The following is a 24,540-nucleotide window of genomic DNA, read 5'->3' as shown; positions in this document are numbered from 1 at the left end:
TCTCGGCGCACGGACCGATGCCGTACGACGTCATGAGGAGGCCGCCGCTCCGGCCCGCCCGGTCGTGGGGGCCGCCGCCCTGGCTGTGGCTGACCCTGGCGCTCTTCCTCGCTCAGCTTCCCGCGCTGATCGGGCGCACCCTCGACGTGAGCGCCGGTCTCGGCCGGACCGACGAGGCCGGACGCGGCGGCTTCGTCACGGCGGTGCTCGGCCTGGTCCAGCTCCTGCCCCAGTTCTTCCTGCTCGCCGCGGTCCTCGCGCTCCTCGCCCCGCGGGCCCGCCGTCGTCTCGTCGAGCGCCGCTACGGGCTCCTGGCCCCCGACGATCCGCTGATGGCGTCCCCGGCGGCACCCGGAGGCCGGGGCGAGAGCGCCGAGCCGCACTTCGCCGCCGAGATGACGGCGTTCGTCCACGCGCACGCCCCCGGCACCCGGCTGCGTCTGAGCACGCAGGACGGACTCTCCGCCCGTGTCTACCCCGGCGATCGGCGCACGGCACGGATCGGCGTCTTCGCCCCGCTCGTCCATCTGTGGCACACGGACATCGAGGCGGCCCGAGCGGTCCTCCTGCACGAACTCGGCCATCTGCGGCGGGGAGAGCAGCACGTCACCGGGCTCGGCAGTCCCTTCACCGCGCTGGTCCGCGTCTGGCCGTACGTCCTCGCGGGCTTCGTCGTCCTGCCGGTCACACTGCTGGCCGTCACGGGCAACGCGACAGCGGTGCTGGTGTGCGCCGAGGTCGTACTGGTCCTGGAGAGCGTTCCGAAGGTGCTGCTCCTCGTGGTGGCCGCGCTCTGGTCGGCGGAGCTCGGCGCGGACCGCTTCGCGGCCCGGACCGCGGGCGCCGACACCGTCGTACGCGCTCTGCGCCGCCTCGAGAAGGGTGATCACGGGGGCCTCGCACGGCTCTACCACCCGCCCGTCGGGATGCGTGTCCGGTGTGTGTCGCGAGCCGGGACCACGGGGGTCCGGCTCCTGTCGACGCTGCTGTGGCCCCTGGCGCTGTTCGCCCAGCTGCTGCTGATGACGCTGGGGGCGTTTCCCGCGTACGTGCTGCTGGGGGCGTCCGCCGACCGGGCCGCCCGGCAGGTCCTCGCCCTGGCCCACGAGTCGCTGGCCGGGCAGCCCGCCTGGTGGGCGACCCTCGCCGTCGCGCTGGTCTGGCCGCTGGTGGGCGGAGCGCGACCCGCGCGGAGGGACCCGCCGCCGACTGCCGCCCGGTCCGCGACGGCCGCCCGGTCCGCGACGGCCCGGTCCGTGACCGTGTACGTGGCGGCCGTCCTGTTTCCGGCGGTCCTGCTGCTCGTCGGGCTGCTGCCTCTCGCCCCCCGCCCGGCCGGCGGAGTGTTCGCCGACGACGCGGCGGGACCGACCGCCCCGGTCACGCGGGCACCGGACGGCGGCACCGGAGCCGATGACGGGCCCGGAACCGAACCCGGAACCGGAACCGGCCCCGGTTCCGGTTCCGGGGCGACGGCCGCGGCGTGTCCCGGTCGTGCCGCGCCGCCCGATCCCAGCCGTCCGCCGGGACTCCCGGCCCTCACGCCCGGAAAGCCGTCGCCGTCCGGCGGTGGCCCGGCCCCCTCGCGGGGACCCCGCACCTTCCGCACGCTCGCCGTCATCTCCGTCGATCCCGTCTCCGGGACCCGGTCCCAGGCCCAGGAGGTGGCCGACCGTCTGCGCGCGGCCCGCTGGACCCTGCGCGACGACGGCACCCGGGTGTCCGACCCGGCCGAAGTCCCCGTCCTGCGCACCACGTCCGTCGACGGCACGACACGCCTGCTGACCGGGGAGCGCACCCGACGCACCGAGGTCAGCGCCACCACGACCTGGGTGGAAGCCCGTTTCGTCACCGGCACGGGCCCGACGGTCCGGCTGGACCTCGTCAGGGCCGTGACCGGAGCCGTGCGGGCGGTGGTCGACTGCCGGGAGTTCACCTCCACCTCGACCACCGTGCAACGCCTGTCGCTGACCTTGGGAAACGGCTAGCACTGCAACGGTTTTTGTTTTGCTTTCCGGGCAGTTCAGATGAGCCGGGAGGATCCGTTTCTGCTTTCTCCGCATCCAGCCGGCGGGCCGGCAGGACGGTCAGGCAGGCGCAGGCAGCGATGGCCGGGGTCATGTGGCGGTGCAGCCGGGGCGGCTTCTGCCGGGGCGGACTGGGAACAGGTCGTGGACGGGGTGGTCGAGTGCCCGGCTGGTGACGACGGCGTCGTGCCGGGTGGTGGCCGCGATCAGCGGTAAACGTGCCACGTCATCGGCCGGGCGAACGTGGATTCGGTGAAGGGTTTCTGAGCTCCTGTCAGGTCGCGGGAAGCCCCGTGTGGACGTCTCGGACCAAGTCGGCGAAGCCGTCCGGGTCTTGCAGCGGGAAGAGGTGGTCGCCGGGGGCGTGTGTGAGGTGGGCGGTCGTGCCTGCGGCGCGTACGGCTCTGAGGAACGTCTTTTCCTCCTGGCGGAAGAGGAGGTCACGGCGCCCGTTGACGAACCGGGTCGGGGTCCGCAGGCGGGCGGCCAGGTCCAGGACGTCCACGCGGCGCAGTTCCCGAACGGCCTCGCCGAAGGCGTGCCGGGCGAAGCCGCCGGCTATGACGGCCTCGGCGCACTCGGGGATGGCGCGGCGGCGGAAGAGGCGGGCATTCGCCTCGGCGCTGTGCTCCTCGCTGCGGCGCTGGTCGATGTGTGCGGCCGCGGTGTATGCGAGTGCCTTCCAGCCGCGGGCCCGGGCGGTCGAGCCGCAGATCAGCAGGCCGCGCAGCTGCCCGGGACGGGTCGCCGCGTGGGCCATGGCCACGAAGCCGCCCAGCGACATGCCGACGACCAGGGGCCGCCCGCCGGTCGCGGCGCCGGCCTCGGCGACCGCGGCGTCGAGAGCTTCGACGGCCGAGGCGAGGGTGAACGTCTCGTCGTGCAGGATGCCGTGGCCGGGCAGGTCCAGGGTGCTCACCCGGAAGTCCGGCGCGAGCCGCCGGGCGTGGGGCAGCCACATGGACGAGGACACGCGGATGCCGTGCACCATCACCACGGCGGCGGACGTCGCACCGCCGTCGAACACGTGCAGTCCCGGCAGGGTCATGGCAGCCTCCGTGCGACGTCCGCGCGGAGCCGGGGAAGTCGTGCCGTGACGGGTCGGAGCCGGGCCGTCCTCCGGCCGAACCGCTCATGGGCACCGACGTACCGAGGAGCCCCCGGAACCTCCACGGAGCGAGCGGTCTCCTCGGCCGGGAAGCGGTCCGGGACACCGGCGGCCGTGTCCCCGGAACGGAGTCCGCCGACGCGCACGGCCTTCTGGAGTGGCGCGTCCCGGCCGGCCGTGCGGCCTTTCGCCGACGGCAGGACGGCCTTGCTCCACAGACCGTGCCGGGGCGGTGCACCGGGACGGGGCGGGGAGGACGGGAAGGGGCTCGGAGGGGCGGAGCGCGAGTCCCGGTGCGCCGGGGCCGCCCTGACGGGGCCGTCGGGCACGGTGAACGGTTCTGCCGCCGCGGCCGCTCGGGGACGGCCGACGTCGCCGTGCGGCCGGGGCTCGGCGAGCAGGTCCCGTGCGGCGAGGCGACGGGTCCTGTGGCCGGCGCTCGACAGGCGGGGGGCGACCGTGCCGGGCGGGATGTGCCCGGTGCGGGAGTCCGCCGGGGCACTGCCGGAGACGGTGGGGGACGTGGCCATGGCGGGTCTCACCTCACGACGGTCGGGGGAGTGGTCCGGGGGTGGAGTGGGCCACGGGACGGGGTGTCAGTTCGAGCGCGTGGGCGCGCCGGTAGCCGCGTCGGTCGTAGACGTGCGAGCCCAGCAGGCCCAGCAGGGCGGAACCGAGCGCATACGCTCCCATGACCAGCCACGCGGTGGTCACCTGCGGGGCGTCACCGCCGTAGAACAGCAGGGACCGGACGCCTTCGACGACGTGTCGGGCCGGCAGGAGCCGGCCGAGTGCGTCCAGACCGGCCGGCAGGGCCTCGGGCGGAATGGCGCCGCCCGACAGCGGGACACCGATCAGTGTGACGACGAGGAGGGCCAGGATCTGGCCGGGGGCGCCGAGCAGCGCGAACAGGGCGAGGGTCAGCAGCGTGATGGAGGCGCAGGCCAGGCCGCAGAAGACGACCAGCTGGCCGGGGGCCCGCGCGCCGAGTTCGACACTGGCGAGCCCCACCTCGGCGACCACCGCTCCGGCGGCGAACCCCATGACGGTGCCGATGACCGCCTTGGCGAGGAAGGTTGAGGAGCGGGCGATCCCGACGATCGGCTTCAGCAGTCGGCGCGGTCCGATCTCCAGGGGGAGGTAGCCGAGCCGGGCGTCGATGAGCATCGTCAGCAGGGTCGCGGGCAGGAGCCCCGAGATGAGCAGCGCGACGGCGAGGTAGAGCGGGACGGTGCCACCAGAGGGTGCGGAGCCGGCGGCTACGGGCTGCTGTTCCGCTTCGATCCGTACGGGGTCGTGGAGGAGGACGAGGAAGCCGGGGGCGGTGGCGGTGCTCCGGAGCCGAGTGCCGCGGCGGGCGGTGTCGGACGCGGCTGCCGCCGAGGGCTCGACGCCGGCGGCTTCGCCGGTCGTGGCGGATGCGGACTTCCCGGCGGCGCCGTCGGCCGGGGTGGCCGTGGCACGGGTGACGAGTCGGGTGCCCAGCTCACCGGAAGCCTTCGCCACGGTCGCGCGTACGGCTTTGTCCGCCATCGAGGCCGCCATGCCGCCCACTCCGCGGTGGGTCAGCACGGTCAGTGTGGGGCGTTCGGCGGCGCTGTTCCCGGTCAGCAGGGAGAGCGACGCGCGGGTGAAGTCGCGAGGGACGTCCAGCGCGGCGTAGGCGTGCTGATCGGCCAGTGCGCGCTCGGCTTGCGCCCGGTCGGCCACGACGGTCCACTCCACCCGGTCGTCCCGCGCGGCGGCCCGGGTGATGCCGCGGACCAGCTGCGTCCCGAGGTCGACCTTCGAGCCGTCCGCCGTCGTGACGCCCTGGTCCTCGGAGACGAGGATCAAGGGCAGCCGGTGCAGATGGCCCTCCGGATCGGTGGCGGGGAGCAGGTAGCTGAGGGTGCTCAGGGCGGCCAGAACGCAGCCCACCACCACGATCAGCCAGGCGCGTGGCTGCTTCCAGACAGTGCCGGCTCGCACGGTGGTGTCCTCTCGCTCGGCAGTCGGATTCGTCGTCTTCACCGGGCCACCGCGCCGGCGTCGGACGTGTGGGCGGGACGCGTGGGGTCCAGCCGGTCGCGCAGCGTCCGGCGGACACGTTCGGCGCGCGGTGGCAGCACCCGGCGCTCGCGCAGCAGGGGCAGTGTCAGGCGGGTGAAGACCTCCAGCGAGGCGGGCCCCGCGGGGAAGTCGAGCAGCAGGCCGTACGGCCGCTCGGAACGGATCAGCTCCTCCAGGAGCTCGGCGCTTGCCGCGGCGTTCACCTCGGGGTCCGACGACGGTGTCCGCGGCAGGGTCACGGGCCTCAGACGTGGCAGGGGCGCACTGTCGGACCCGTCGCTCACGTGACAGTCGGCGGTCGACGGCGTCCATGTGGTCAGGACGACCGGGTGGCGCTCGGGGTCGCCGTGGAAGTGCTGCCGTACGGTCACCAGGTAGTCCTCGGCGTCCGGTCCGCCTGCGTCGTCCAGCAGGAGTCCGGCGCGGCCTTCGGAGACGAAGTCGAGCGTGGCCAGTTCACGGGCCAGGTGATCCGGTGGGCAGGAGACCGGAGAGGCCTCGGCGACCAGGCCGAGTGCGACGGTACGGGCGGCGGTCACCGCGAGCAGGCCGGTGGGCTCGACCGTGGGCCGCCCTGCCGGGTCGCTCCCGCGGATGACGAGGGCGTCGACACCGGCCCGGTCGGCGGTGATCGCGGCGTCGGCCAGCGCCCTGAGGCCCGCGCGGGCGGGCCGGTCCGGTGTCACGGTGGCGGGCATGGCCGCCAACAGGTGCACCGGAGCGGGAAGTCGGTCATGCATGGACGCCTCCCGGGATGGGCGCGTGCTCCGGCAGACCGAGGGTGGCGCGCAGGTTCGGGCCCTCGTAGGCGTTGGGGAACAGGCCGCGGCGCCACAGCTCGGGGACGACGTGGTCGACGAAGTCGACGAGCAGGCCCGGCTGTTCGGGGAAGGAGAGCAGGAAGCCGTCGGCCGTACGTTCCTCGTGGCACCGCTGCAGGTGGTCCGCGAGACGGGCGGGGCCGTCCATGGTCGACACCGTCAACTCGCTCCAGATGAGGACGTGTTCGGGGTTCCTGCCAGCCGCGCGGACGCCGTCCGCGATCGCGGCGTAGCGGCGGCGGGCCGAGCGTCGGTCCCGCGGGGCGGTGAGGACGACGTCGGCGTGCCGCGCGGTGAAGGTATCCCTGGTGGCGGGTTCATCGGTGCGGAAGAGCACCGGCTGCCGCTGTACGGGCGGTACGGCCCCGGGCGTGCCGTCGCGATGGGCGGCGGTCCACAGCCGTAAGGCCTCGTCGGCCGGCGTCCCCGCCGGGTCTGTGAGGTGCCAGCCGGCCCGGCCCGTCGAGAGGACGTCCAACGAGGTGTGCCGACGGACGAGTTGGTGCGGCTCCCAGCCGCTCGGCGAGCCGGCCGCGACGAGCCCGATGTGGTCGGTGGCCCCGGAGAGGCCGGACAGCAGGGTCACGGGGTCCGGCGCTTCGGCCGTGTGCGGGGCCGGCGCGAAGAGCGCGTCGACGCGGCCCCGTTCCGCCTCCATGGCCAGTAACTCCTGGGACGGATGGTCGAGTCGGGTGGGCAGTAGGACGCCCAGCGTCAGACGCCCGGGTGGTGCGTGCAGCATGGCGGTGTCCCTCGGTCAGCTCGTCTTGTACGGGTCGTGGGCCGGTGTGCGTCCGGCGGCGAGCGAGCGCACGAGCCCGCCCAGAAAGCGGGGCACGCTGTCGCTCGCCCAGGGGAAGAAATGGTCGCCGGGCAGCACCCTGAGGCCTTTCCAGAACCGTGCGTGGCGCTGCCAGCCGGCCACCTCGTGCGGTGGATGGACGGGGTCCCCGTCACCGGCGAGCGCGTACAACGGGACGGGGACCTCGCGGACCTCCGTCCGCCGGGCGCGGCCCAGCAGACGGAAGTCCGCCTGGAGCGGACGCAGCACCAGCGCCCGCATCCCGGGATCGGCAAGCACGGGGGAGGGGGTGGAACCCAGGCCTGCCACATGGTCCATGAGCGCCTCGGGATCTTCGGCGAGGGCGTTGCTCCGCGCGGAGTCGAGGAGGTCGGGCGGGCCCATCGCGGAGACGACGAGCGCCTGCGGGGGAGTGCCCGACCGGTCCAGGGCGTCGCACAGCTCGTACGCCAGCAGGCCGCCCATGCTGTGCCCGAACACCACCAGCGGAGCTGCCGGGTCGCCGAGGCGCGGCAGCAGGTCCGCGACGACGTCCTCGGCGCGTTCCAGGGGGCGCTCGGGCAGCCTGCGGCCGTGTCCGGGCAGCTCCGGGGCGATCAGCTCGCAGCCCTCGGGCAGTGCGGACGCCCAGGGCCGGTAGCTGTCGGCGCCGCCGCCCGCGTAGGGCAGGCAGACGAGTCGGACGGTCGAGTTCATGCGGTTCCCCCTGGGCGCCGGACCGTGCGCGAACGCGCCGTCGACTCCATCATGTGCAACACATTGCAACGCAACGGTGCGTTGCAATTCTTGATCCTAAGGTCCGGATAACATCAACGCAACACGACGTTGCGTTGATGTCTGGTGTCCTGGCGCGTCGGTGGCCGGTATGGAGGCGACAGTGGTGGAGAACGGCGCGGAGCGGGAGCGGGTCTGCGGGCGGAGCGGCCCCCGCCGCAAGGAGGAGATCTTCGCGGCCGGTCTGGAACTGCTGGCCGGGCGGGGGTACGACGCCTTCACCATCGAAGGGGTCGCCCAGCGCTCCGGGGTCAACAAGACCACCATCTATCGCTGGTGGCCCTCCAAGTCTGAGCTCCTGCGCGACGCCCTGCTGCACTCCGGAACGCTCGCCTTCGACCTGCCCGACACGGGGAGTCTCACCGGTGACCTGACCGAAATGGCCGCCCGGGTGCAGGACTTGCTTGCCGATCCGAAGACGCGGGCGGTGGTGGAGGCCGCTCTGGTGGGCGCCGTACGCCATCCCGCCATGCGCGAGCTGGTCACCCAGTTCCTGGACGACCGGCTCGGACGCCATCAGCCGCTGTTCGCCCGGGCCGTGGAGCGGGGCGAGCTGCCCGCCGAGCTCGATCCGGCCCTGCTCGTCGACGCTGTCGCCGGTGCCTTGTGGATCAGACTGCTGGTACGGCGCAGGCCGGTCTCGGACGACTTCGCCGGCCAACTGGTCGCGCTGCTCGCCGACGGCGTCAGCGCGGCGCGGGAGCGGACCGGGCGACGGCGCGGGTGACCTCGTCGAGGTGTGCGAGGACCTCGCGGTAGGAACGGGCGGCGCCGACCTCGTAGTACGGCAGGCCGATCTCGGCGCAGTACTCCCGCACCAGAAGCCGGCAGCGACGCAGATGCGGCCGGGGCATGGTGGGGAACAGGTGGTGCTCGATCTGGTAGTTGAGGCCGCCGTAGAGGAAGTCGTGCAGGCGGGAGCTCACGATGTTGCGGGAGGTCAGCACCTGGCGGGTGAGCCAGTCGGGCTCCTCGCCCTCGTGCACCGGCATGCCCTTGTGGTTGGGGGCGAAGACGCACCCCAGATAGGCGCCGAACAGGCCCTGGTGCACCGCCACGAACAGCACGGCGGGAAGCGGGGAGAGGGTGGTGAGGACCACGGCGGCGTAGGCGATCGCGTGCACCGCGAGCAGGGTGAGTTCCAGGCGCGGACGGCGCACCACCCCGCGCCGGATGGCGAGGACCGAACCGATGCGCAGGCCGATCGACTCCAGGCAGAGCAGCGGGAAGAACAGCCGCGCCTGGTGACGGATGACGAAGGCGCGCAGGTGGGAGACGTCCTCCGCCTGGCGCGGGGAGAAGGCGACCACCCGGCGCAGGATGTCCGGGTCGAGGTCGAGGTGGTTGGGGTGGTTGTGATGGCGGGTGTGGTGGCTCATCCACCAGCCGTAGCTGAAGCCCAGGGCGACATTGCCGTGCAGCAGTCCGACGATCTCCATGGTCCGTCTGCTGCGGGTGACCTGGGCGTGGCCCACGTCATGGCCGAGCAGCCCGGTCTGGCCGTAGGCGAAGGCGAGCGGGACGGCGCAAGCGAGCTGCCACCACGAGTCGCCGAGCAGGGCGAACAGGGTCCAGGAGCCGGCCAGCAGGGCGGTGTTCGTGGTGAACTTGGCCGCGTAATAACCTCGGCGTGGGGTGAGCAGGCCCTCGGCGCGTATCCGTTCCTTGAGCGGTGCGAAGGACCGTTCGTCCGTCGTGAGGGTCATGAACGGCACTGCCTCTCTGTCGGTGTGTCGGGCGGTCACGTCGCGACGGCCTGCTTCAGTCGCCGCAGCGTGGTGCGCATGCCGGCCCGGTTGGCTGCCGCGCGGGCTGTGGGGCGGGTCCCGGTGAACACCAGGCCGAGCAGCTCCGTGAAGCGCGCGCCGGGCCCGTTCCGCAGGTCTTGCCAGTACTCGGTGACGCGGGTCCCTTCGCCCTCCGGCTCCAACCGGTAACCCCACAGGGCCACCGGCAGGCCGAAGGTGCTGACCCGGAACGCGAACTCGCGGGGCGCGTCAGCCACGGTGACCTGGCAGTTCGTGAACCACACCAGGGGACCCTTGCGATTGAATCCCACGAACCCGGTCCCTTTACGTGTCGTTTTGTCGCGATGCCATACGTAGAAGCATTCCGGGCTCCATTTGGCCATGTTCGGAAGATGGGTGAGGGCTGCGTAGATATCCGTGAGAGGCGCATCGATCATGATGCTCTCCTGCAGTCTCCACAGGCGTTTCACAGGCTCTCTCTCCTGAGATTATGAATTTGATTCAAGGAATCGGACGCCGGCCTGGATCCGGCGGACTGTAGCGGCATCCCCGTCGGCTGCGCAATGAGGTAAGTGGATTTCGGCGCTCCGCTTATCGCTGCTAATTTAAAGCGAAACTATTCACTAGAGTGTCACTTGACGCGATCGGGATTGCGAACGTAGCTTAGAACGAGACGGATCGTTCTGGGCTTCGGCTCTGTGACCGTTCTTGCACGTCAAAGGCGTACCCACGGGGGTGGTGCGTCCGGATCGGCACGTGCCGACCTGTGACGCGTCCCCTTCTGGTCGAACCAGGGGGATATATGCACAAGATTGCGAGCGCTGTCGGGAACGCGCTCTGTGACGTCGCGTCCGTCCTTCAGCTGCTCTGGAACAGCTGGGACCGAACCGGCCGATGAGTGAATTCCGTGCCGAGCGCGCGGAGCGTGATCCATTACCTCTCCCCCCTGTATCCGATGGGTCGGCAGCGGTGCCGCCACGGGAACTGACAACCGTGTCCAGCATTCTTCACATGGTTGTTCGGGAGATGGAATTACGAATTCCGCGGCCGACCTTTTCCGTGCCTTCCTACGATCTTCGAAAAGGTGGATGAGAATTGAGCCTCCTCATAGACAAATGCGCTTCCTATACGCGGGCTCGCGACGCCAGGAACGCCGGCCTCTACCCGTACTTCCTCAACTTCGACGCGCGGGACGCGGGTGTCGCTCGCATGGCCGGCGGCCGGGAGGTGGTGATGTGCGGCTCCAACGACTATCTGGGGCTGAGTACCGACCCGCGGGTCGTCGCGGCCGCTGCCGAGGCCTCGGCCCGCTACGGCGCCGGGTGCACCGGCTCGCGCTTCCTCAACGGCAATCTCGACCTGCACGACCGGCTGGAGCGGGAGCTCGCCGACTTCTTGGGCAAACCCGCCGCGCTGGTGCTGACCACTGGCTACCAGGCCAACCTCGGGGCCGTCGCCGGGCTGTGCGGACCGGGCGACCTGATCCTCATCGACAAGGAGGCTCACGCCTCCCTGATCGACGCCGCCCGGCTCAGCCGCGCCAAGATCCAGTGGTTCGCGCACAACGACACCGCCGACCTCGCCGACAAGCTGCGCCGCACCAGTCACCGAGGCGGAGTGCTCGTCGTGGTCGACGGCGTCTACAGCATGGAGGGCGACCTGTGCCCGCTGCCCGAGATCGTCGACATCTGCGAGGAGTTCGGCGCCACCCTGCTCGTCGACGACGCCCATGGCGCCGGTGTGCTCGACAAGGGCCGCGGCACCTGCTCCCATTTCGGCCTCACCGACCAGGTCCCGCTGATCACGCTCACCTTCTCCAAGGCATTCGGTTCCATCGGCGGCGCGGTCCTCGGCGACGAGGCGGTCATCGAATACCTCCGCCATCACGCCCGTGCGCTGATGTTCTCCGCCAGCGCCAGCCCCGCCAACGCCGCCGCGGCCCTGGAATCCCTGCGCATCCTGCGCGACGAGCCCTGGCGCTGCACGGCCGTGTCCGACAACGCCGCCCACATGCGCCGCGAACTCACCGCGCTGGGCTACCGGGTCGGCACCGGAACCACCCCCATCGTGCCCGTCGACACCGGCGACGAACTGGCCACCCTGCACGCCTGGAACCTGCTCATCGAAGAAGGGGTGTACGTCAACGCCGTGCTCCCGCCCGCCGCCTCACCCCGGCTGCGCACCAGCTACACGGCCGTGCAGACACAGGAGCACCTCGACCGCGCGGTGGCCGGCTTCGCCGCCGTACGGGAACGGGTGCTGGGGCAGCCCGCCACGGTCTGAGGACAAGCCTCCGCCAAAGGAATCCTGTCCACCCCGGGCCGTACGCCCGTCAGGGGTGTCGCCTCCACCGCAAGCCGCCCGCCCACCAAGGGCGTTCCGCCCGCCGTCACAGCCCGCCTGTCCGCCCATGGCGTCGCGCGCCGAAGCCGCCTGTCCGACACGGGCGTTCCGCCCACCACGGGCCCCCGCCGACAGGCGTGATCCAGCCACCCGTACCCACCAGCCACGACTGGGAGGCACCACCATGCCCACCGCCCTCGTCACCGGAGCCACCGCCGGACTGGGGAGCGCCTTCGCCCGCCGTCTCGCGACGCAGGGATACGACCTGGTGCTGGTCGCGCGCTCCGAGACCGATCTCAAGGAGCGCGCCGAGGACCTGCGCGAGGAGGGGGTCGAGGTCGAGGTCATCGCGGCCGACCTGACCAGTGACGAGGGCTGCGACGCGGTCACCGCGCGTCTGGAGGCCGCGCCCGCCGTCGACCTGCTCGTCAACAACGCCGGCATCGGCCACGAACGGCCCTTCCTCACCACGGGTATCGCTGCTGAGGAGCGCTTGCTCGACCTCAACGTCCGCGCCGTGCTCCGGCTGACGAACGCGGCCCTGGCCGTGATGACCGAGCGCCGCGCCGGAGCCATTCTCAACGTGGCCAGCGTCGCCGCACTCGGCCCGGCCTGGCTCAGCTCCACCTACCCGGCCAGCAAGGCGTGGATCCTCGCCTTCACCGAGTCCCTCGCCACCTCCCACCAGGTCACCTCGGCCGGGGTCCGGATGACGGCCCTGCTGCCCGGCTACACCCGCACCGAGTTCCACCAGCGCGCCGGGATCCCCACCACGTTCCCCGCGCCCTGGTTGTGGCTCAGCGCTGACGACGTGGTGCGCGCCGCGCTCGCGGACCTCGAGAAGGGCACGGTCGTCAGCATCCCCAGCATCCGTTACAAGATCGCTGCCTGGGGCCTGCGCCATCTGCCGCGCGGCCTCTCGCGCGTCGCCGCCTGGGACATCAGCAAACCGGCGCACTGACCGGCCCGTCCCCGGCGCACCGACGAACAGACCGACGAAGAGAGAGACAGCATGACCGAGCGCCGCTCAGCACGGCCGGCCACCCCGGCGCAGCTGAAGCTCCACACCCACAGCCAGCTCTTCACCAACAACGCGGCCTTCAACCTCGCCGGTGCCTACCGCATCACCGGACCCGTGGACCTCGCCCGGCTGCGCATGGCGCTCGCCCGGCTCGGCCGCGGCGTCCGCGCCCTCAACACCGTCTTCGAACAGCGTGACGGCCAGGTCCTCGCGTTACACCGGCCCGCACCCGAGCCGCGCGCCGAGGACGTCCCGCTGATCCGGCTCAGCGGCGACCAGCGCGGCGAGGTCGCCCGGCGCCTGGCCGAGCGCGCCGACACCCCGCTGCCGCCGGACGCCCCCACGCAGTACCACTTCACGCTCTACCAGGACGACCACGCCGTCTACGCGGCCCTGCTGTTCTCGCACATCGTCATGGACGGCTACTCCTACTTCAACTTCGTCGCGGAGCTGGAGCGCCTGTACGCCGACCCGGACGCCGAGCTCTCCCCGGCCACCCGGGACGAGCCCTCCGAGCTCGTGCCCACCCTCCCCCCGCGGCCCGACGCGATCGCGTTCTTCCGCAAGCAACTGGAGCACCTCACCACCTTCGGCGACGACCGCCTCCAGGGCCGCCGCGCCTCCGACGGAAGCCTGCTGGGCGAGGAGCGGCGGCTACGCCTGGACGCCGAGACCAGCGGCCGCATCCGGGAGCAGGCCAAGGAACTCGGCTGCACCCCCTTCTCCTACTTCCTCGCCGCCTACCTGGTGACCTACGCCCGGGTGACCGGCGGCCGGCAGCTGGTCACCGGGCTGCCCCTGGCGGGCCGGCGCGGACTACGGCAACGGCAGTCGTTCGGGTACTTCGTCAACACCCTCCCGCTGGCCGTCGACCTCACCGGGCACGACACCTTCGCCGACCTGTGCCGCTCCGTCCAGGCCACCACAACCGGCATGCTGCGCCACCAGTCCTTCGACCTGGCCGCCGCGGCCCGCGAGGTCTGCCCGCAGGCCGTCGGCGGTATCCTGAGCACCGACAGCACCTTCACCTACTACAAGGAGCCGCTCCAGCCGCGTCTGGAGGGCTGCGAGGTGGAGTGGCTCATCCAGCCGCGGCGTCTGGTGAAGTACCCGCTCTCCATGAACGTGGAGGACTTCGGCCGCTCCTTCACCGTCAACGTCGAGTGCTCGCACGAGCAGTGGGCCACCGATCCGCTGGCCGTGATGCGCACCGTCCTCGACAGCGTCCGCGACGACCCCGGCGTCGCCGTCACCGACATCCCGGCCCTCGACGCCCGGGCCGAGGCCGAGCTCGACTACCTCGTCAACCCGCACCGGGCCCGCCCGGCGTACGCGGTCGACCGGTCGCTGGACGACTGGTTCAGCAAGATCGTCCGCCGCTTCCCCGGCCGCACCGCGGTGAGCGCGGGCGAGGACCGGCTGACGTACGCCCAGCTGGACGAGGCGTCCGACCGGATCGCCGGGCGGCTGGTGCGGGAAGTGCCCGGACAGCATGTGGGCATCGCCATGCGCCGGGGCACCGCACTGATCGCCGCGATCCTCGGCGTCCTCAAGGCCCGCAAGACCTATGTGCCGCTGGACCCGGGCTCGCCCGCCGCGCGCATCGAGCAGATCCTGCACAGCTTCCCCGACGGCCTGCCCGTCGTGGAGGACGAGAGCCGCTGGCAGGGGCTCGGCGTCACCGCCCTCGACGCCGACCGCCTCCTCGCCCCCGGCCCCGGCGGCTCGGTGCCGTCCCGCCCGGCCGACCCGGACGACGACGCGTACGTCATCTTCACCTCCGGTTCCACCGGCCGTCCCAAGGGCGTCCAGGTGACCCACCGCAACGTGATGCGGCTGATGCGCTCGACCGAGGAGCACTTCGGCTTCGGACCGCGCGACGTGTGGAGCCTGTTCCACTCCTACGCCTTCGACTTCTCCGTCTGGGAGATCTTCGGCGCGCTGCTGTACGGCGGCCGGCTGGCCGTCGTCCCGGACACCGTCGCCAAGTCGCCCGACTCCTTCCGCGACTTCCTCGTGCGGGAGCAGGTCACCGTCCTCAACCAGACTCCGTCCGCGTTCGGCCAACTGCTGAAGGTGCTGCGCCCGGAGCACCGCGACGCGCTGGGCCTGCGGTACGTCGTCTTCGGCGGCGAGGCGCTGCGCTACGCGGCCCTCCAGCCCTGGTTCGAACTCATGGGTCGGCGCACCCGGCTGGTCAACATGTACGGCATCACCGAGACGACCGTGCACGTCACCTTCCACCCGGTCACCGAGCAGGACGCGCAGTACGAGTCGGCCTCCGCGATCGGACGGCCGCTGTCGGACCTGACGGTGCGCGTCGTGGACGAGGACGGGCACCTGTGCCCGGTCGGCGTGCCCGGTGAGATGGTCGTCGGCGGCGCCGGTGTCACCCGCGGTTATCTGGCCCGCCCCGAACTGACCGCGGAGCGCTTCCCGGTGCGGGGCGGAGCGGCCGTCTACCGCTCCGGCGACCTGGGCGTGGTCCGTCCCGACGGCTCTCTGGTGCACCTGGGACGTATCGACAGACAGGTCCAACTGCGCGGTTTCCGGATCGAGTTGGGCGAGATCGAGTCCGCGCTGCTGTCCCTGCCGGGCGCGCAGGAGTGCGCCGTACGCCTCGACGAGCGGGACCCGGAGCATCCCGCGCTCGTGGCCTTCCTCGCCGGTGACGGGCTGCCCGGCGACGGGGAGGTGCGCTCCGTGCTGCGCCGGCTGCTGCCGCCCTACATGATGCCGTCGCGCATCGTCCGGGTGGACGCCCTGCCGCTGACCGTCAACGGCAAGGTCGACGAACGGGCGCTGCCCTGGCCACCGTCGGCCGCCGACGCCGCACCGAGTCCCACCACGGCCGGCTCCACCTCCGACGCCGTCCAGGACGTGTGGCGCAGCGTGCTGCCGGGGGCGCGGTTCGGGCCCGACGACAACTTCTTCGACATCGGCGGCTCGTCCATGCACGTCGTCGAGGTGTACCAGCGCCTTCAGGAACGGTTCGGTGTCGAAGGGCTCGAAATGATCGAGCTGTTCACGCACACCACCACGCGGCAGCTCGCCGCGCACATCGACGCCATACGGGGGACCACTCATGCCTGACCGCACCGATCCGCTCACCGGCCCGATAGCCGTCGTCGGCATGGCCGGCCGGTTCCCGGGCGCTGCGAGCGTGCCCGAACTGTGGGAGCTGCTGCGCTCCGGACGCGAGGCCGTACGGCGCTTCACCGCCGAGGAGATGGCGGACGCCGGAGTGAGCCCGGCGGACGCGGACGCGCCCACCCGGGTGCCCTACGGCGCCGATCTCGCCGATGCCGACCTCTTCGACGCCGACTTCTTCGGCATCACCCCGCGCGACGCGCGACTGATGGACCCCCAGCAGCGGGTGTTCCTCACCTGTGCCTGGGAAGCAGCCGAGGACGCGGGCCTGGTCACCGGGGGCGGCGCCAACGTGGCCGTCTACGCGGCCGGAAGCCTGTCCACGTACCTGCTCTTCCACGTCCTGCGCTCCGCCGAACACGCGGACGACATGCTGACCTATCCGGTCCTGCTCGGCAACGACAAGGACTTCCTCGCCACCCGCGTCGCCTACAAACTCGGCCTGCGCGGACCGGCGATGAGCGTGCAGACGGCCTGCTCCAGCTCGCTGACCGCGGTGCACCTGGCCTGCCGGTCCCTGAACGACGGCGAGGTGGATGCGGCGCTTGCGGGGGGCGTGAGCATCTCTTTCCCGCAGACCGCCGGATACGACTACCAGGAAGGCGGGATCCTCTCCCGCGACGGGCACTGCCGGGTCTTCGACGCGGAGTCCTCCGGCACCGTCAAGGGCAACGGCTGCGGCGTCGTCGTCCTCAAGCGGCTGGCCGACGCCCGCCGCGACGGCGACCGGGTCTACGCCGTCATCCGCGGCAGCGCCCTCAACAACGACGGCTCCGCCAAGATTGGCTTCACCGCGCCGGGCACCGCGGGCCAGCAGGCCGTCATCCGCCGGGCGATCGAGGTTTCCGGCGTCCCGGTCGGCGACATCGGCTACATCGAGACCCACGGCACCGGTACGGCGGTGGGCGACCCGCTCGAACTGAGCTCGCTCGCCGCCGCGTACCGCGCCGAGGGCACTCCCGCCGGGGACACCCTCATCGGCAGCCTCAAGGCCAACCTCGGCCACCTGGACGCGGCCGCCGGCGTCACCGGACTGATCAAGACCGCCCTCGTACTGCACCACCAGACGGTGCCGCCGCAGATCAACATCGGTGAACCCAACCCCTACCTGGGCCTGGACCGGCTGCCGTACGAGGTGCCGCGCGCCGAGGTTCGCTTTGACGCCGAACCGCTGTCGGCCGCCGCGGTCAGCTCCTTCGGGATCGGCGGGACCAACGCACACGCCGTTCTGTCGCGGGCACCGGCCGCTGAGCCCACCGAGGAGCACCACCCGGCGACGCCGTACCCGATCGTCCTGTCCGCACGCGACGCGGAGGCTCTCACCGACCTCGCCCGGCTACTGCGCGCCCACCTCGACGAGCACCCCGGCATCCGACTCGTCGACCTCGCCCACACCTTGGCCACGGGCCGCACCCGGCACTCGGTGACCCACACCTTCATCGCCGCTGACCTCGCCGACGTACGGGCCGGACTCGACCGGCTCGCGGCCAACGGGCCCAACGGACAACTTCCTTCCGAGGAAACCCCGTTCGCCTCCGCTCGCAAGATCTCCCTGCCGGGTCACCCCCTGCGCCCCCAGCGCCACTGGATCGAGCCGGAGACCCCCCGGCCGGTGCAGCCGCAGCAGGCCACCGAGCCTCTGCCCGGCGCTCCGGTGCCGGCCTCCGCCGCCACCGCGACGGAGACCGGCACCGACGGCGGCCTGCTGGAGCAGATCACCGCCGTGCTGGAGGAGCACCTCGGTGTCCGCGGGATCGCCCCCGACGACGACTACCACGACCTCGGCGGCGACTCCCTGCTCGCGGTCGAGATCGTCAGCGTCTTCCGCGGCCGGTTCGGCGTCACCCTGGAACTCGACGACTTCGCCACCCTGCGCACCCCTGCCCGGATGGCCGAGGCCGTGCAGGCCGCACAGGCCGGCGAAGCGACCGGACAGGAGCTGGTCACCGTCCGCGAGGGAGACGGCACACCCCTCTTCCTCGTGCACCCGGCGGGCGGTACCAACCTGCTGTACGTCAAGCTCGCCGAACACTCGCACTCCACCGTCCCGCTGACCGCCCTGCCCTTCCCCGCCCGCACGGACGCCGGCCGGCCGCGCACCCTGCGCGAACTCGCCGCCCTGTACGTCGAGCGGGTCCGCACGGCGCAGCCGCAGGGCCCCTACCGGCTCGGCGGCTACTCCTTCGGCGGCAACGTCGCCTTCGAGATGGCCCTGCAACTCCAGGCCGCGGGCGAGGAGGTCGGCCCGGTCCTGATGCTCGACACCCATGTGCCCGAGAGCTACGTCGGCGGACGGCTGAGCCCGCGCGAGTTCGACGCGGCGTTCGACGTGCTGTCCGACCAGACCTCCCTGATGCGCGGGATCGACCTCGACATCCTTCGCGAGGAGGGCTTCCTGACGATCTGGCAGGCCAACCACGACATGCTCAAGTCCTACTACCCCGATCGCCGCTTCGACGGCGACGTCCTCCTCCTCCAGGCCGAGGAGTGCGAGCCGGAGGAACTGCTCGACGCGCTGCGCATCAACGTGCGCGACAAGTCGCTGTGGCAGGACCACATCACCGGCCGGCTGCGGGTGCAGAAGGTCCCCGGCCACCACTTCACCATGTTCGAGGACGGCGAGCGGATCACCGCGCTGGCCGCGGCCTTCGACGACGCCGTCGCCCGCTACCGGAAGCGGTGAGGCCGATGCTCAGCTACGGTTCCTACATCGGCGGTACCGAACAGCCGGGGCAGCAGTGGATCTACACATTGCGCGCCTCCGCCATGCTGGACGACTTCTTCGGCGCCGTCCGCCTCAAGCGCGGTCTGGAGCGGGGCCGCGTCCGGCCCGAGGAGTCCGGCGCCGACGTCGTCGGCCGGTGCGCCACCGCCGACGCCGCCGACATGAACGCCGCCCTGGAGCTCGCGGCCGGTGCCGCCCGCACATGGTCGGCCGAGCCGCTGGAACGCCGGATGCGGGTGGTGGAGGAGTTCCACGACCTGGTGCGCACCCACCACGACACCCTTGTCGACCTGATGATCGCCGAGGGACACCCCAGAGCCCTGGCCCGGTGGGAGGCGGCCGGGATGCTCGCCAACACCGGCGCCGCCACCCGGTCCTTCCTGGCCCGCCAGATGCAGTACACCGCGCACGACGGCCCACGCACCCTCCAGGTCCGCCGGGTCGCCGACGGGGTGGTCTGCCTCAACCCGCCGCAGAATGCCACCGTCGCCAATGCCCTGCTCGGCATCTGGGCGCTCGCGGCCGGCAACGCCCTCGTCGTTCGCGCGCCGCGCAGCGCCCCCCTCGGCGTCATGTACGCGCTGCGCGAGCTGATCGCCCCCGCTCTCGAACGGGCGGGAGCCCCCGCGGCCGCCTTGTCGGTGCTGTGCTCCGACGCACGCGGCACTCTCGACCAGTGGCTCGCCAGCCCCCTGGTCGACGACATCATGTACTTCGGCAGCAGCGAGCAGGGCATCCCGTTCGGCGCCCGATGTGTCGCCCACGGCAAGAAACCCGTCCTCGAACTCGCGGGCAACGACATCTGCGTCGTCTGGCACGACGCCGACCTCGACCTGGCCGCCGAGGCGCTCGCCGAGGCCTTCTACGGCTCCGGGCAGATCTGCATGGTGCCCAACTGCGCCGTCGTCCATCCCCGCGTCGCCGACGAACTCCTCGCCCGGCTGCGGGAGCGGGCCGCCGCGATCAGGCCCGGCCCCCCGGAGGCACCCGACGCGCTGCTGTCGCCCGTCCTGCGCCCCGACAAGTTCTACGACGTCCTTGCCCAAGCCACCGGGGCAGGCGCCGAGCTGGTGTGCGGCGGCCGCCGACTGGACGTGCACGGGCGGCCCGACGACACCCGTGGGCTCTTCCTGGAGCCCACGGTGCTGCGTGTGGGCGGCCTGAAGACGGCCCGGGAGGTGGATGCCGTACGCCATGAGACGTTCTTCCCGCTGCTGCCCGTGGTCGTCCCCGAGGAAGCCGACGACGCCGAACTGCTCGTGACCGTCGCCGATTTCGTCAACATGAACGAATACGGACTGCGCAACTCGCTGTGGTCCGGCAGCGAGCGGACCATCGACGCCTTCCTGCGCCGGATCCGCAACGGTGGCCTGCTCAAGGTCAACGACTCCCACATCGGCTTCCTGCCCCTGCTGCCCACCCACGGCGGCACCGGACTGACCGGCGGCCCGGGCGGCGAGGCCAATTACCCCATCCTGCGCACCTCCCATCTGCAGGGAGTCAGCGTGGCCCGCGGAGTGCGTCCCGGCGCGGCGGTGTTCGCGCAGCCCGGATCGCACGACGCCGAAGCAGAGGAGGTGTCCACGTGACGCGCGGCATGGACAGCGCACGTGAGGCGTGCGAGAAGTTCCTGCCCGGACTCGCCGAGGTCCTGGCCGAAGTGCCCCTGACGCGACTCGAGTCGTCCGGCAGCCCCGGACCGGAACTCTTCCGCCGCCACGGCGGACCGGGCCTGCTGGTACCCACGCCGTACGGCGGAGCGGGTGCGAGCGCGCTGGAGGCGGCGCGGGTGTCCCGGGCACTGGGCGCTCTGTCACCTTCCCTCGGCGTGGCCACGGCGATGCACAACTTCTCCGTCGCGAGCCTTGTAGCGCTCGTCGCCTCCGCCGACGCGGGCGGTCTGGAGTGGCTGGTCATCGAGGGCATCGCCCGTGACCGGCTGCTGGTCAGCTCCGCGTTCGCCGAGGGACGCACCGGCACGGGCGTTCTCGACTCCGGCGTGCTCGCGGTCCCGGTCGAAGGCGGCTACCTCGTCAGCGGCAGCAAGAAGCCGTGCAGCCTGTCGGCGTCGATGAACCTCATCACCGCGAGCGTCGCCCTGCCCCGCGAGGACGGCGGCACCGAACTCGGTGTGGCCCTGGTGCCCGCCGACTCGCCGGGCATCACCCGCCGCCCGTTCTGGAAGGCCCCCTTCCTCGCCGGCGCCGAGAGCGACGAGGTCGTTCTGGAGGAGGTGCACATCCCCGAGGAACTGATGCTGAGGCCCCAGACCGAACTGGGCACGGGCCTCGACACCCTGCAGACCGTCGGGTTCGTCTGGTTCGAGCTGCTGGTCACCAGTGTCTACACGGGCGCCGTCGCGCGGCTCGCCGAGAGCGCCCTCAGCGCCGGCAAGGGCAGCGCCACCGACCGGGCCGCACTGCTGACCGGGGTGGAGGCGGCCATCGGGCTGGCGGAGAACGTGGCCCGGATCGTCGACGAGCACACGGTCGGCAACGCCGAACTCGCCACCGTCCTCACCGCCCGCTACGCCGTGCAGGAACTCCTCGTCTCCGCGGCCGATCGAGCCGCCGAACTCCTGGGCGGCCTGGCCTTCGCCACCGCCTCCGACGTCGGCCACCTGCTCGCCGTCAGCCGTGCCCTGGCCTTTCACCCGCCCTCGCGCGGGGCCACCGCCCAGGCGCTGCTCGACCACCACGACGGCGCCCCCCTGCGGGTGCGGTGATGGCGAGCGCCGAGGGCCGGGAGACCGCCCGTCTCTACAAACAGCACCTCAGCCGCGGGCGGGGAAAACTCGGCGAGATGTTCGGCGGACAGGTCGAGGTCGCCTCCGCCGGCTCCTGGGTGTACACCGAGGACGGCCGCGCCTTCCTCAACTGCGGCGGATACGGCGTCTTCCTCGTGGGCGCCCGCCACCCGCGGGTCGTCGCCGCCGTGGAAGGCCAGCTGCGCACCCATCCGTTGGCGACCCGGCTGCTGCTGGAGCCGCAGGCCGCGCGCGCGGCGGCCGCCCTGACCGGAGTGGCGCCGGCCGGACTGGAGCGGGTGCACTTCGCCGGCTCCGGTGCCGAGGCCGTGGAGACGGCCCTGAAGCTGGCCCGCAGCCGGGGGCACCGGCGCATCGTGTCGACCGTGGGCGGTTTCCACGGCAAGACCCTCGGCGCCCTGTCCGCCACGGGCAAGCTCCTCTACCGCGATCCCTTCACCCCCCTGCTGCCGGACACCACGCACGTGCCCTACGGCGACGCGGACGCGCTGCGCGAGGCGCTGGGCACCGATGCCGACGACGCCGTCGTGATCGTGGAGCCCGTGCAGAGCGAGGCGGGCGTTCTGATACCTCCCGAGGGTTACCTCAAGGACGTGGCGGCGGCCTGCGCCGCCTCCGGCGCCTTCTTCGTCCTCGACGAGGTGATGACCGGCCTCGGACGGCTCGGTGAGTGGTGGGGAGCCGACCGCGAAGGAGTCACTCCCGACGTGCTCCTCGTCGGCAAGGCACTCAGCGGGGGCGTGGTCCCCGTGGCCGCGGCCGTCGCCACCGCCGAGGCCTTCGCCGCCTTCGACCGCGACCCGTTCCTGCACACGTCCACCTTCTCGGCCGCGCCCTTGGCCATGGCCGCCGCCGAGGCCGCGATCGGCGTCGTCGAGGACGAGGGACTCGTCGAGCGCGCCGCCTTCCTGGGGCGGCGCATCCTGGCGGAGTTCCGGGCCGCGGCGACCCGGCACTGCCCGCACCTGGTGCGCGAGGTGCGCGGTCTCGGCCTGCTCGTCGGCGCCGAGTTCGCCGACGCGGGGCTGGCGGGAGAGTTCCTGCTGGAACTCCTCGACCGTGCCGTGATCGCCAATCACTCCCTCAACGCGCACACCGTCGTACGCCTCACCCCGCCGGCCGTGCTCGGCGAGCGTGAGCTGGACCACCTGGACGACGCGCTCGACGGTGCCCTTCGTGCCCTGGCCCAGCGCTTCCCGGCCGCGTAGTGCCGCGGCCCGCATCGAAAGGAACTCCACCCATGCGTTCGGTGGAACTGCTCTATGACGACACCCGCCTGTCCCCCCACGAGGCCTATGCGCGGGTGCGTGACTTCGGCCGCTACCCGGACCTCGTGGACCGGGTCCGCTCCGTGACCGTCCATCCGGCCCCGCCCGGCTCGTCCGTCCTCAGCGACTGGGAGGTCGACTTTCGCAACGGGGTCCTCGCGTGGAGCGAGGAGGACGTCTTCGACGACCGGGCCCGGTCCATCGTCTTCCGCCAGACCGAGGGGGACTTCGAGTCCTTCGACGGCCGGTGGGACGTCACCGCCGGACCGCATGGCACCGCGCAGGTCGGCTTCGCCGCGACGTTCGACTTCGGCCTGCCGAGCCTGGCGGGGATCATCGATCCGGTGGCGGAGCGAGTGCTGCGGGAGACGATCGAGCACATTCTGCGGACGCTGCTGGGGGACGAGGAGCCGGCCGAGAACGTCCGTGGAAGGGCCGCGTGATGGATGCCGCCAACCGTTTCGAGACGCCCACCACCTTCAGGCTGCTGCGGGCCGAGTACTGCGCCGGTCTGGCCTTGAGCGCGGGTCTGTTCCTGTGGCATCTCGGCGAGGTGCGCTGGCTGGTCGCCGTCGCCCTGTTCTCGTACATCGACGTCATCGGCTACCTGCCCGGCGCCCTGGCCCACCACCGTTTCAAGGGGGGCGAGATCCCGCGCGTGTACTACGTCCTCTACAACGCCATGCACAGCTGGCTCACCGCGGGAGCGGTCGTAGCCCTCTGGGCCTGGCTGGTGCGCCCGGAATGGGCCCTTCTCGCGGTCCCGATCCATCTGTGCGGCGACCGCGGACTGCTCGGCAACTTCCTCAAGCCCTTCGCCGTGGCCTTCGAACCGGAGCCGCACCCTGCTTTCGTACGTCTGGAGAACGAACTCAAGCCCGGTGCGGACGTGGTGGGTTCACGCCAGGAGCGGCCCGAGCGGGCGGCGATATGAGGGCCCCCGCCGAGATGCCGACCGCGCTCGACGTCCTCAGGGAGTACGCCGACCACCCCAGCGCCTTCCTCGCCGTCAACGCCGGCACCCGCCACTACCGCAGCGGCACGGTGCCCGGGGTCGTCGCCCACCTGCCCGGTCGCCGCCATCACATCCAGTTCGCCGCCCCCTTCACCGAGCCGTCCGCACGTGGCGACCTCCTCGACGACTACCTCCGGCACCTCGGCCCGGGTTCCGTGCTCACGGCTGTCCAGCTTCGACACGAGGACCTGCCGCTGTACACCCGCCGCGGCTTCGCGGCGAACCAGATCGGCAGCTCCTACGGCATCGACTTGAGCCGCTTCACGCTCCGTGGCAAGGCCCTGGCCAAGGTCCGGCAGAACGTCTCCCGCGCCCGCCGTGAGGGAGTGACGGTCGTGGAGGCCGGCCCCCAGGACCTCTCCGACCAGCGGGCCCTGGACGACATCGACCAGGCCTGGCTCCGGGCCAAGGGACGGCACGTCAAGGAGCTGTCGTTCCTGATAGGTGAACGCGACGGCCCAGGAAGGCCGTTGCGCCGCACTTTCCTCGCCCGCCGACACGGTGACACCGTCGCCTACATCACCTACTCGCCCGTCTGGGGCAGCCGTCCGGGCTGGCTCTACGACCTCACCCGCCGCTCGCCCCGGGCGCCGGTCGGCACGATCGAACTCGTCAACCTGACGGCGCTGACCGCGTTCGCCGATGAAGGCGCGCAGTGGCTGCACCTGGGCCTCACCCCGTTCGCCGGGCTCCACCCGGACCTCGAACCCGCCACGGCCTCACCGCTGTTGACACGAGCGCTGCGGCAGGTGTTCCGGCGTGGCGCGGCCCTGTACCCCGCCCGTACCCAGGAGGCGTTCAAGCTCAAGTGGGCCCCGCACGTGGTCGAGCCCGAGTACGTGGCCTTCCAGGACCGGGTGCGGGCGGGCGCCGTATGGCACCTGCTGCGGGCCATCAGCGCCGTATGACCTCCACAACC

At 72.0% G+C, this 24,540-nt stretch carries 20 protein-coding genes; 12 read left to right on the top strand and 8 right to left on the bottom strand.

Annotation, left to right across the window (positions count from 1 at the left end):
* Window positions 1-17: 17 nt before the first annotated feature.
* Window positions 18-1,988 carry a M48 family metalloprotease gene (locus ACICHK_RS05645; protein ID WP_406835995.1) on the top strand — a complete coding sequence of 657 codons (1,971 nt, stop codon included), beginning with the start codon at window positions 18-20 and terminating at the stop codon, window positions 1,986-1,988.
* A 313-nt stretch (window positions 1,989-2,301) separates the two neighbouring features.
* On the opposite strand, the gene ACICHK_RS05640 is transcribed toward ACICHK_RS05645, so the two are convergent.
* Genes ACICHK_RS05640 through ACICHK_RS05615 form a run of 6 tightly spaced genes read right to left on the bottom strand, consistent with a single transcriptional unit; the run spans window position 2,302 to window position 7,506 of the window.
* Window positions 2,302-3,075, bottom strand: a complete 774-nt coding sequence (locus tag ACICHK_RS05640; RefSeq protein ID WP_406835994.1) for an alpha/beta fold hydrolase — start codon at window positions 3,073-3,075, stop codon at window positions 2,302-2,304.
* Window positions 3,072-3,665, bottom strand: a complete 594-nt coding sequence (locus tag ACICHK_RS05635) for a hypothetical protein (protein WP_406835993.1) — start codon at window positions 3,663-3,665, stop codon at window positions 3,072-3,074. The genes ACICHK_RS05640 and ACICHK_RS05635 overlap by 4 nt, the downstream gene beginning before the upstream one ends.
* A gap of 13 nt (window positions 3,666-3,678) precedes the next feature.
* Entirely contained in the window at window positions 3,679-5,106 is a 1,428-nt protein-coding gene (locus ACICHK_RS05630; RefSeq protein WP_406835992.1) for a DUF3533 domain-containing protein, read from the bottom strand.
* 38 nt (window positions 5,107-5,144) lie between these two features.
* Window positions 5,145-5,927 carry an LLM class flavin-dependent oxidoreductase gene (locus ACICHK_RS05625; protein WP_406835991.1) on the bottom strand — a complete coding sequence of 261 codons (783 nt, stop codon included), beginning with the start codon at window positions 5,925-5,927 and terminating at the stop codon, window positions 5,145-5,147.
* Window positions 5,920-6,750 carry a hypothetical protein gene (locus ACICHK_RS05620; protein ID WP_406835990.1) on the bottom strand — a complete coding sequence of 277 codons (831 nt, stop codon included), beginning with the start codon at window positions 6,748-6,750 and terminating at the stop codon, window positions 5,920-5,922. Before ACICHK_RS05620 ends, ACICHK_RS05625 begins: the two co-directional genes overlap by 8 nt.
* 15 nt (window positions 6,751-6,765) lie before the next feature.
* The gene (locus ACICHK_RS05615) at window positions 6,766-7,506 is read right to left on the bottom strand and encodes a thioesterase II family protein (RefSeq protein WP_406835989.1); all 741 of its coding nucleotides are present in this window, start codon (window positions 7,504-7,506) and stop codon (window positions 6,766-6,768) included.
* A 169-nt stretch (window positions 7,507-7,675) separates the two neighbouring features.
* Here ACICHK_RS05615 and ACICHK_RS05610 point away from each other — a divergent pair, with 169 nt between their 5' ends.
* On the top strand, window positions 7,676-8,311 hold the full coding sequence (locus ACICHK_RS05610; protein ID WP_406835988.1) for a TetR/AcrR family transcriptional regulator: 636 nt from the start codon (window positions 7,676-7,678) through the stop codon (window positions 8,309-8,311).
* Here ACICHK_RS05610 and ACICHK_RS05605 read toward each other — a convergent pair.
* The gene (locus ACICHK_RS05605) at window positions 8,271-9,290 is read right to left on the bottom strand and encodes a fatty acid desaturase family protein (protein WP_406835987.1); all 1,020 of its coding nucleotides are present in this window, start codon (window positions 9,288-9,290) and stop codon (window positions 8,271-8,273) included. The genes ACICHK_RS05610 and ACICHK_RS05605 overlap by 41 nt on opposite strands.
* Before the next feature lie 35 nt (window positions 9,291-9,325).
* Window positions 9,326-9,769, bottom strand: a complete 444-nt coding sequence (locus tag ACICHK_RS05600) for an SRPBCC family protein (RefSeq protein WP_406835986.1) — start codon at window positions 9,767-9,769, stop codon at window positions 9,326-9,328.
* Window positions 9,770-10,427: 658 nt separating this feature from the next.
* Here ACICHK_RS05600 and ACICHK_RS05595 point away from each other — a divergent pair.
* The 10 genes from ACICHK_RS05595 (at window position 10,428) to ACICHK_RS05550 (ending at window position 24,529) form a co-directional block, all read left to right on the top strand.
* Window positions 10,428-11,615 carry an aminotransferase class I/II-fold pyridoxal phosphate-dependent enzyme gene (locus tag ACICHK_RS05595; RefSeq protein ID WP_406835985.1) on the top strand — a complete coding sequence of 396 codons (1,188 nt, stop codon included), beginning with the start codon at window positions 10,428-10,430 and terminating at the stop codon, window positions 11,613-11,615.
* A gap of 244 nt (window positions 11,616-11,859) precedes the next feature.
* On the top strand, window positions 11,860-12,636 hold the full coding sequence (locus tag ACICHK_RS05590) for an SDR family NAD(P)-dependent oxidoreductase (protein ID WP_406835984.1): 777 nt from the start codon (window positions 11,860-11,862) through the stop codon (window positions 12,634-12,636).
* A gap of 51 nt (window positions 12,637-12,687) precedes the next feature.
* The gene (locus ACICHK_RS05585) at window positions 12,688-15,789 is read left to right on the top strand and encodes a non-ribosomal peptide synthetase (protein WP_406835982.1); all 3,102 of its coding nucleotides are present in this window, start codon (window positions 12,688-12,690) and stop codon (window positions 15,787-15,789) included.
* Window positions 15,782-18,529 (top strand): beta-ketoacyl synthase N-terminal-like domain-containing protein, encoded by a 2,748-nt coding sequence (locus tag ACICHK_RS05580; protein WP_406835981.1) that lies wholly within the window; start codon window positions 15,782-15,784, stop codon window positions 18,527-18,529. The genes ACICHK_RS05585 and ACICHK_RS05580 overlap by 8 nt, the downstream gene beginning before the upstream one ends.
* A gap of 5 nt (window positions 18,530-18,534) precedes the next feature.
* Window positions 18,535-20,160 carry an aldehyde dehydrogenase family protein gene (locus ACICHK_RS05575; protein ID WP_406835980.1) on the top strand — a complete coding sequence of 542 codons (1,626 nt, stop codon included), beginning with the start codon at window positions 18,535-18,537 and terminating at the stop codon, window positions 20,158-20,160.
* Window positions 20,157-21,296 carry an acyl-CoA dehydrogenase family protein gene (locus tag ACICHK_RS05570; protein WP_406835979.1) on the top strand — a complete coding sequence of 380 codons (1,140 nt, stop codon included), beginning with the start codon at window positions 20,157-20,159 and terminating at the stop codon, window positions 21,294-21,296. Before ACICHK_RS05575 ends, ACICHK_RS05570 begins: the two co-directional genes overlap by 4 nt.
* Window positions 21,296-22,546, top strand: a complete 1,251-nt coding sequence (locus ACICHK_RS05565; protein ID WP_406835978.1) for an aspartate aminotransferase family protein — start codon at window positions 21,296-21,298, stop codon at window positions 22,544-22,546. The genes ACICHK_RS05570 and ACICHK_RS05565 overlap by 1 nt, the downstream gene beginning before the upstream one ends.
* A 32-nt stretch (window positions 22,547-22,578) precedes the next feature.
* Entirely contained in the window at window positions 22,579-23,049 is a 471-nt protein-coding gene (locus ACICHK_RS05560) for a type II toxin-antitoxin system RatA family toxin (RefSeq protein ID WP_406835977.1), read from the top strand.
* On the top strand, window positions 23,049-23,540 hold the full coding sequence (locus ACICHK_RS05555) for a hypothetical protein (RefSeq protein WP_406835976.1): 492 nt from the start codon (window positions 23,049-23,051) through the stop codon (window positions 23,538-23,540). The genes ACICHK_RS05560 and ACICHK_RS05555 overlap by 1 nt, the downstream gene beginning before the upstream one ends.
* Window positions 23,537-24,529, top strand: coding sequence for a phosphatidylglycerol lysyltransferase domain-containing protein (locus tag ACICHK_RS05550; RefSeq protein WP_406835975.1), 993 nt, complete (start codon window positions 23,537-23,539; stop codon window positions 24,527-24,529). The genes ACICHK_RS05555 and ACICHK_RS05550 overlap by 4 nt, the downstream gene beginning before the upstream one ends.
* Window positions 24,530-24,540: the final 11 nt, after the last annotated feature.

This window comes from Streptomyces sp. AHU1 (genome assembly GCF_045343905.1).
Lineage (GTDB): Bacteria > Actinomycetota > Actinomycetes > Streptomycetales > Streptomycetaceae > Streptomyces > Streptomyces triticiradicis.
Note: the sequence above shows the minus strand (reverse complement) of the source record. Positions and strands in the feature narration are given on the sequence as shown.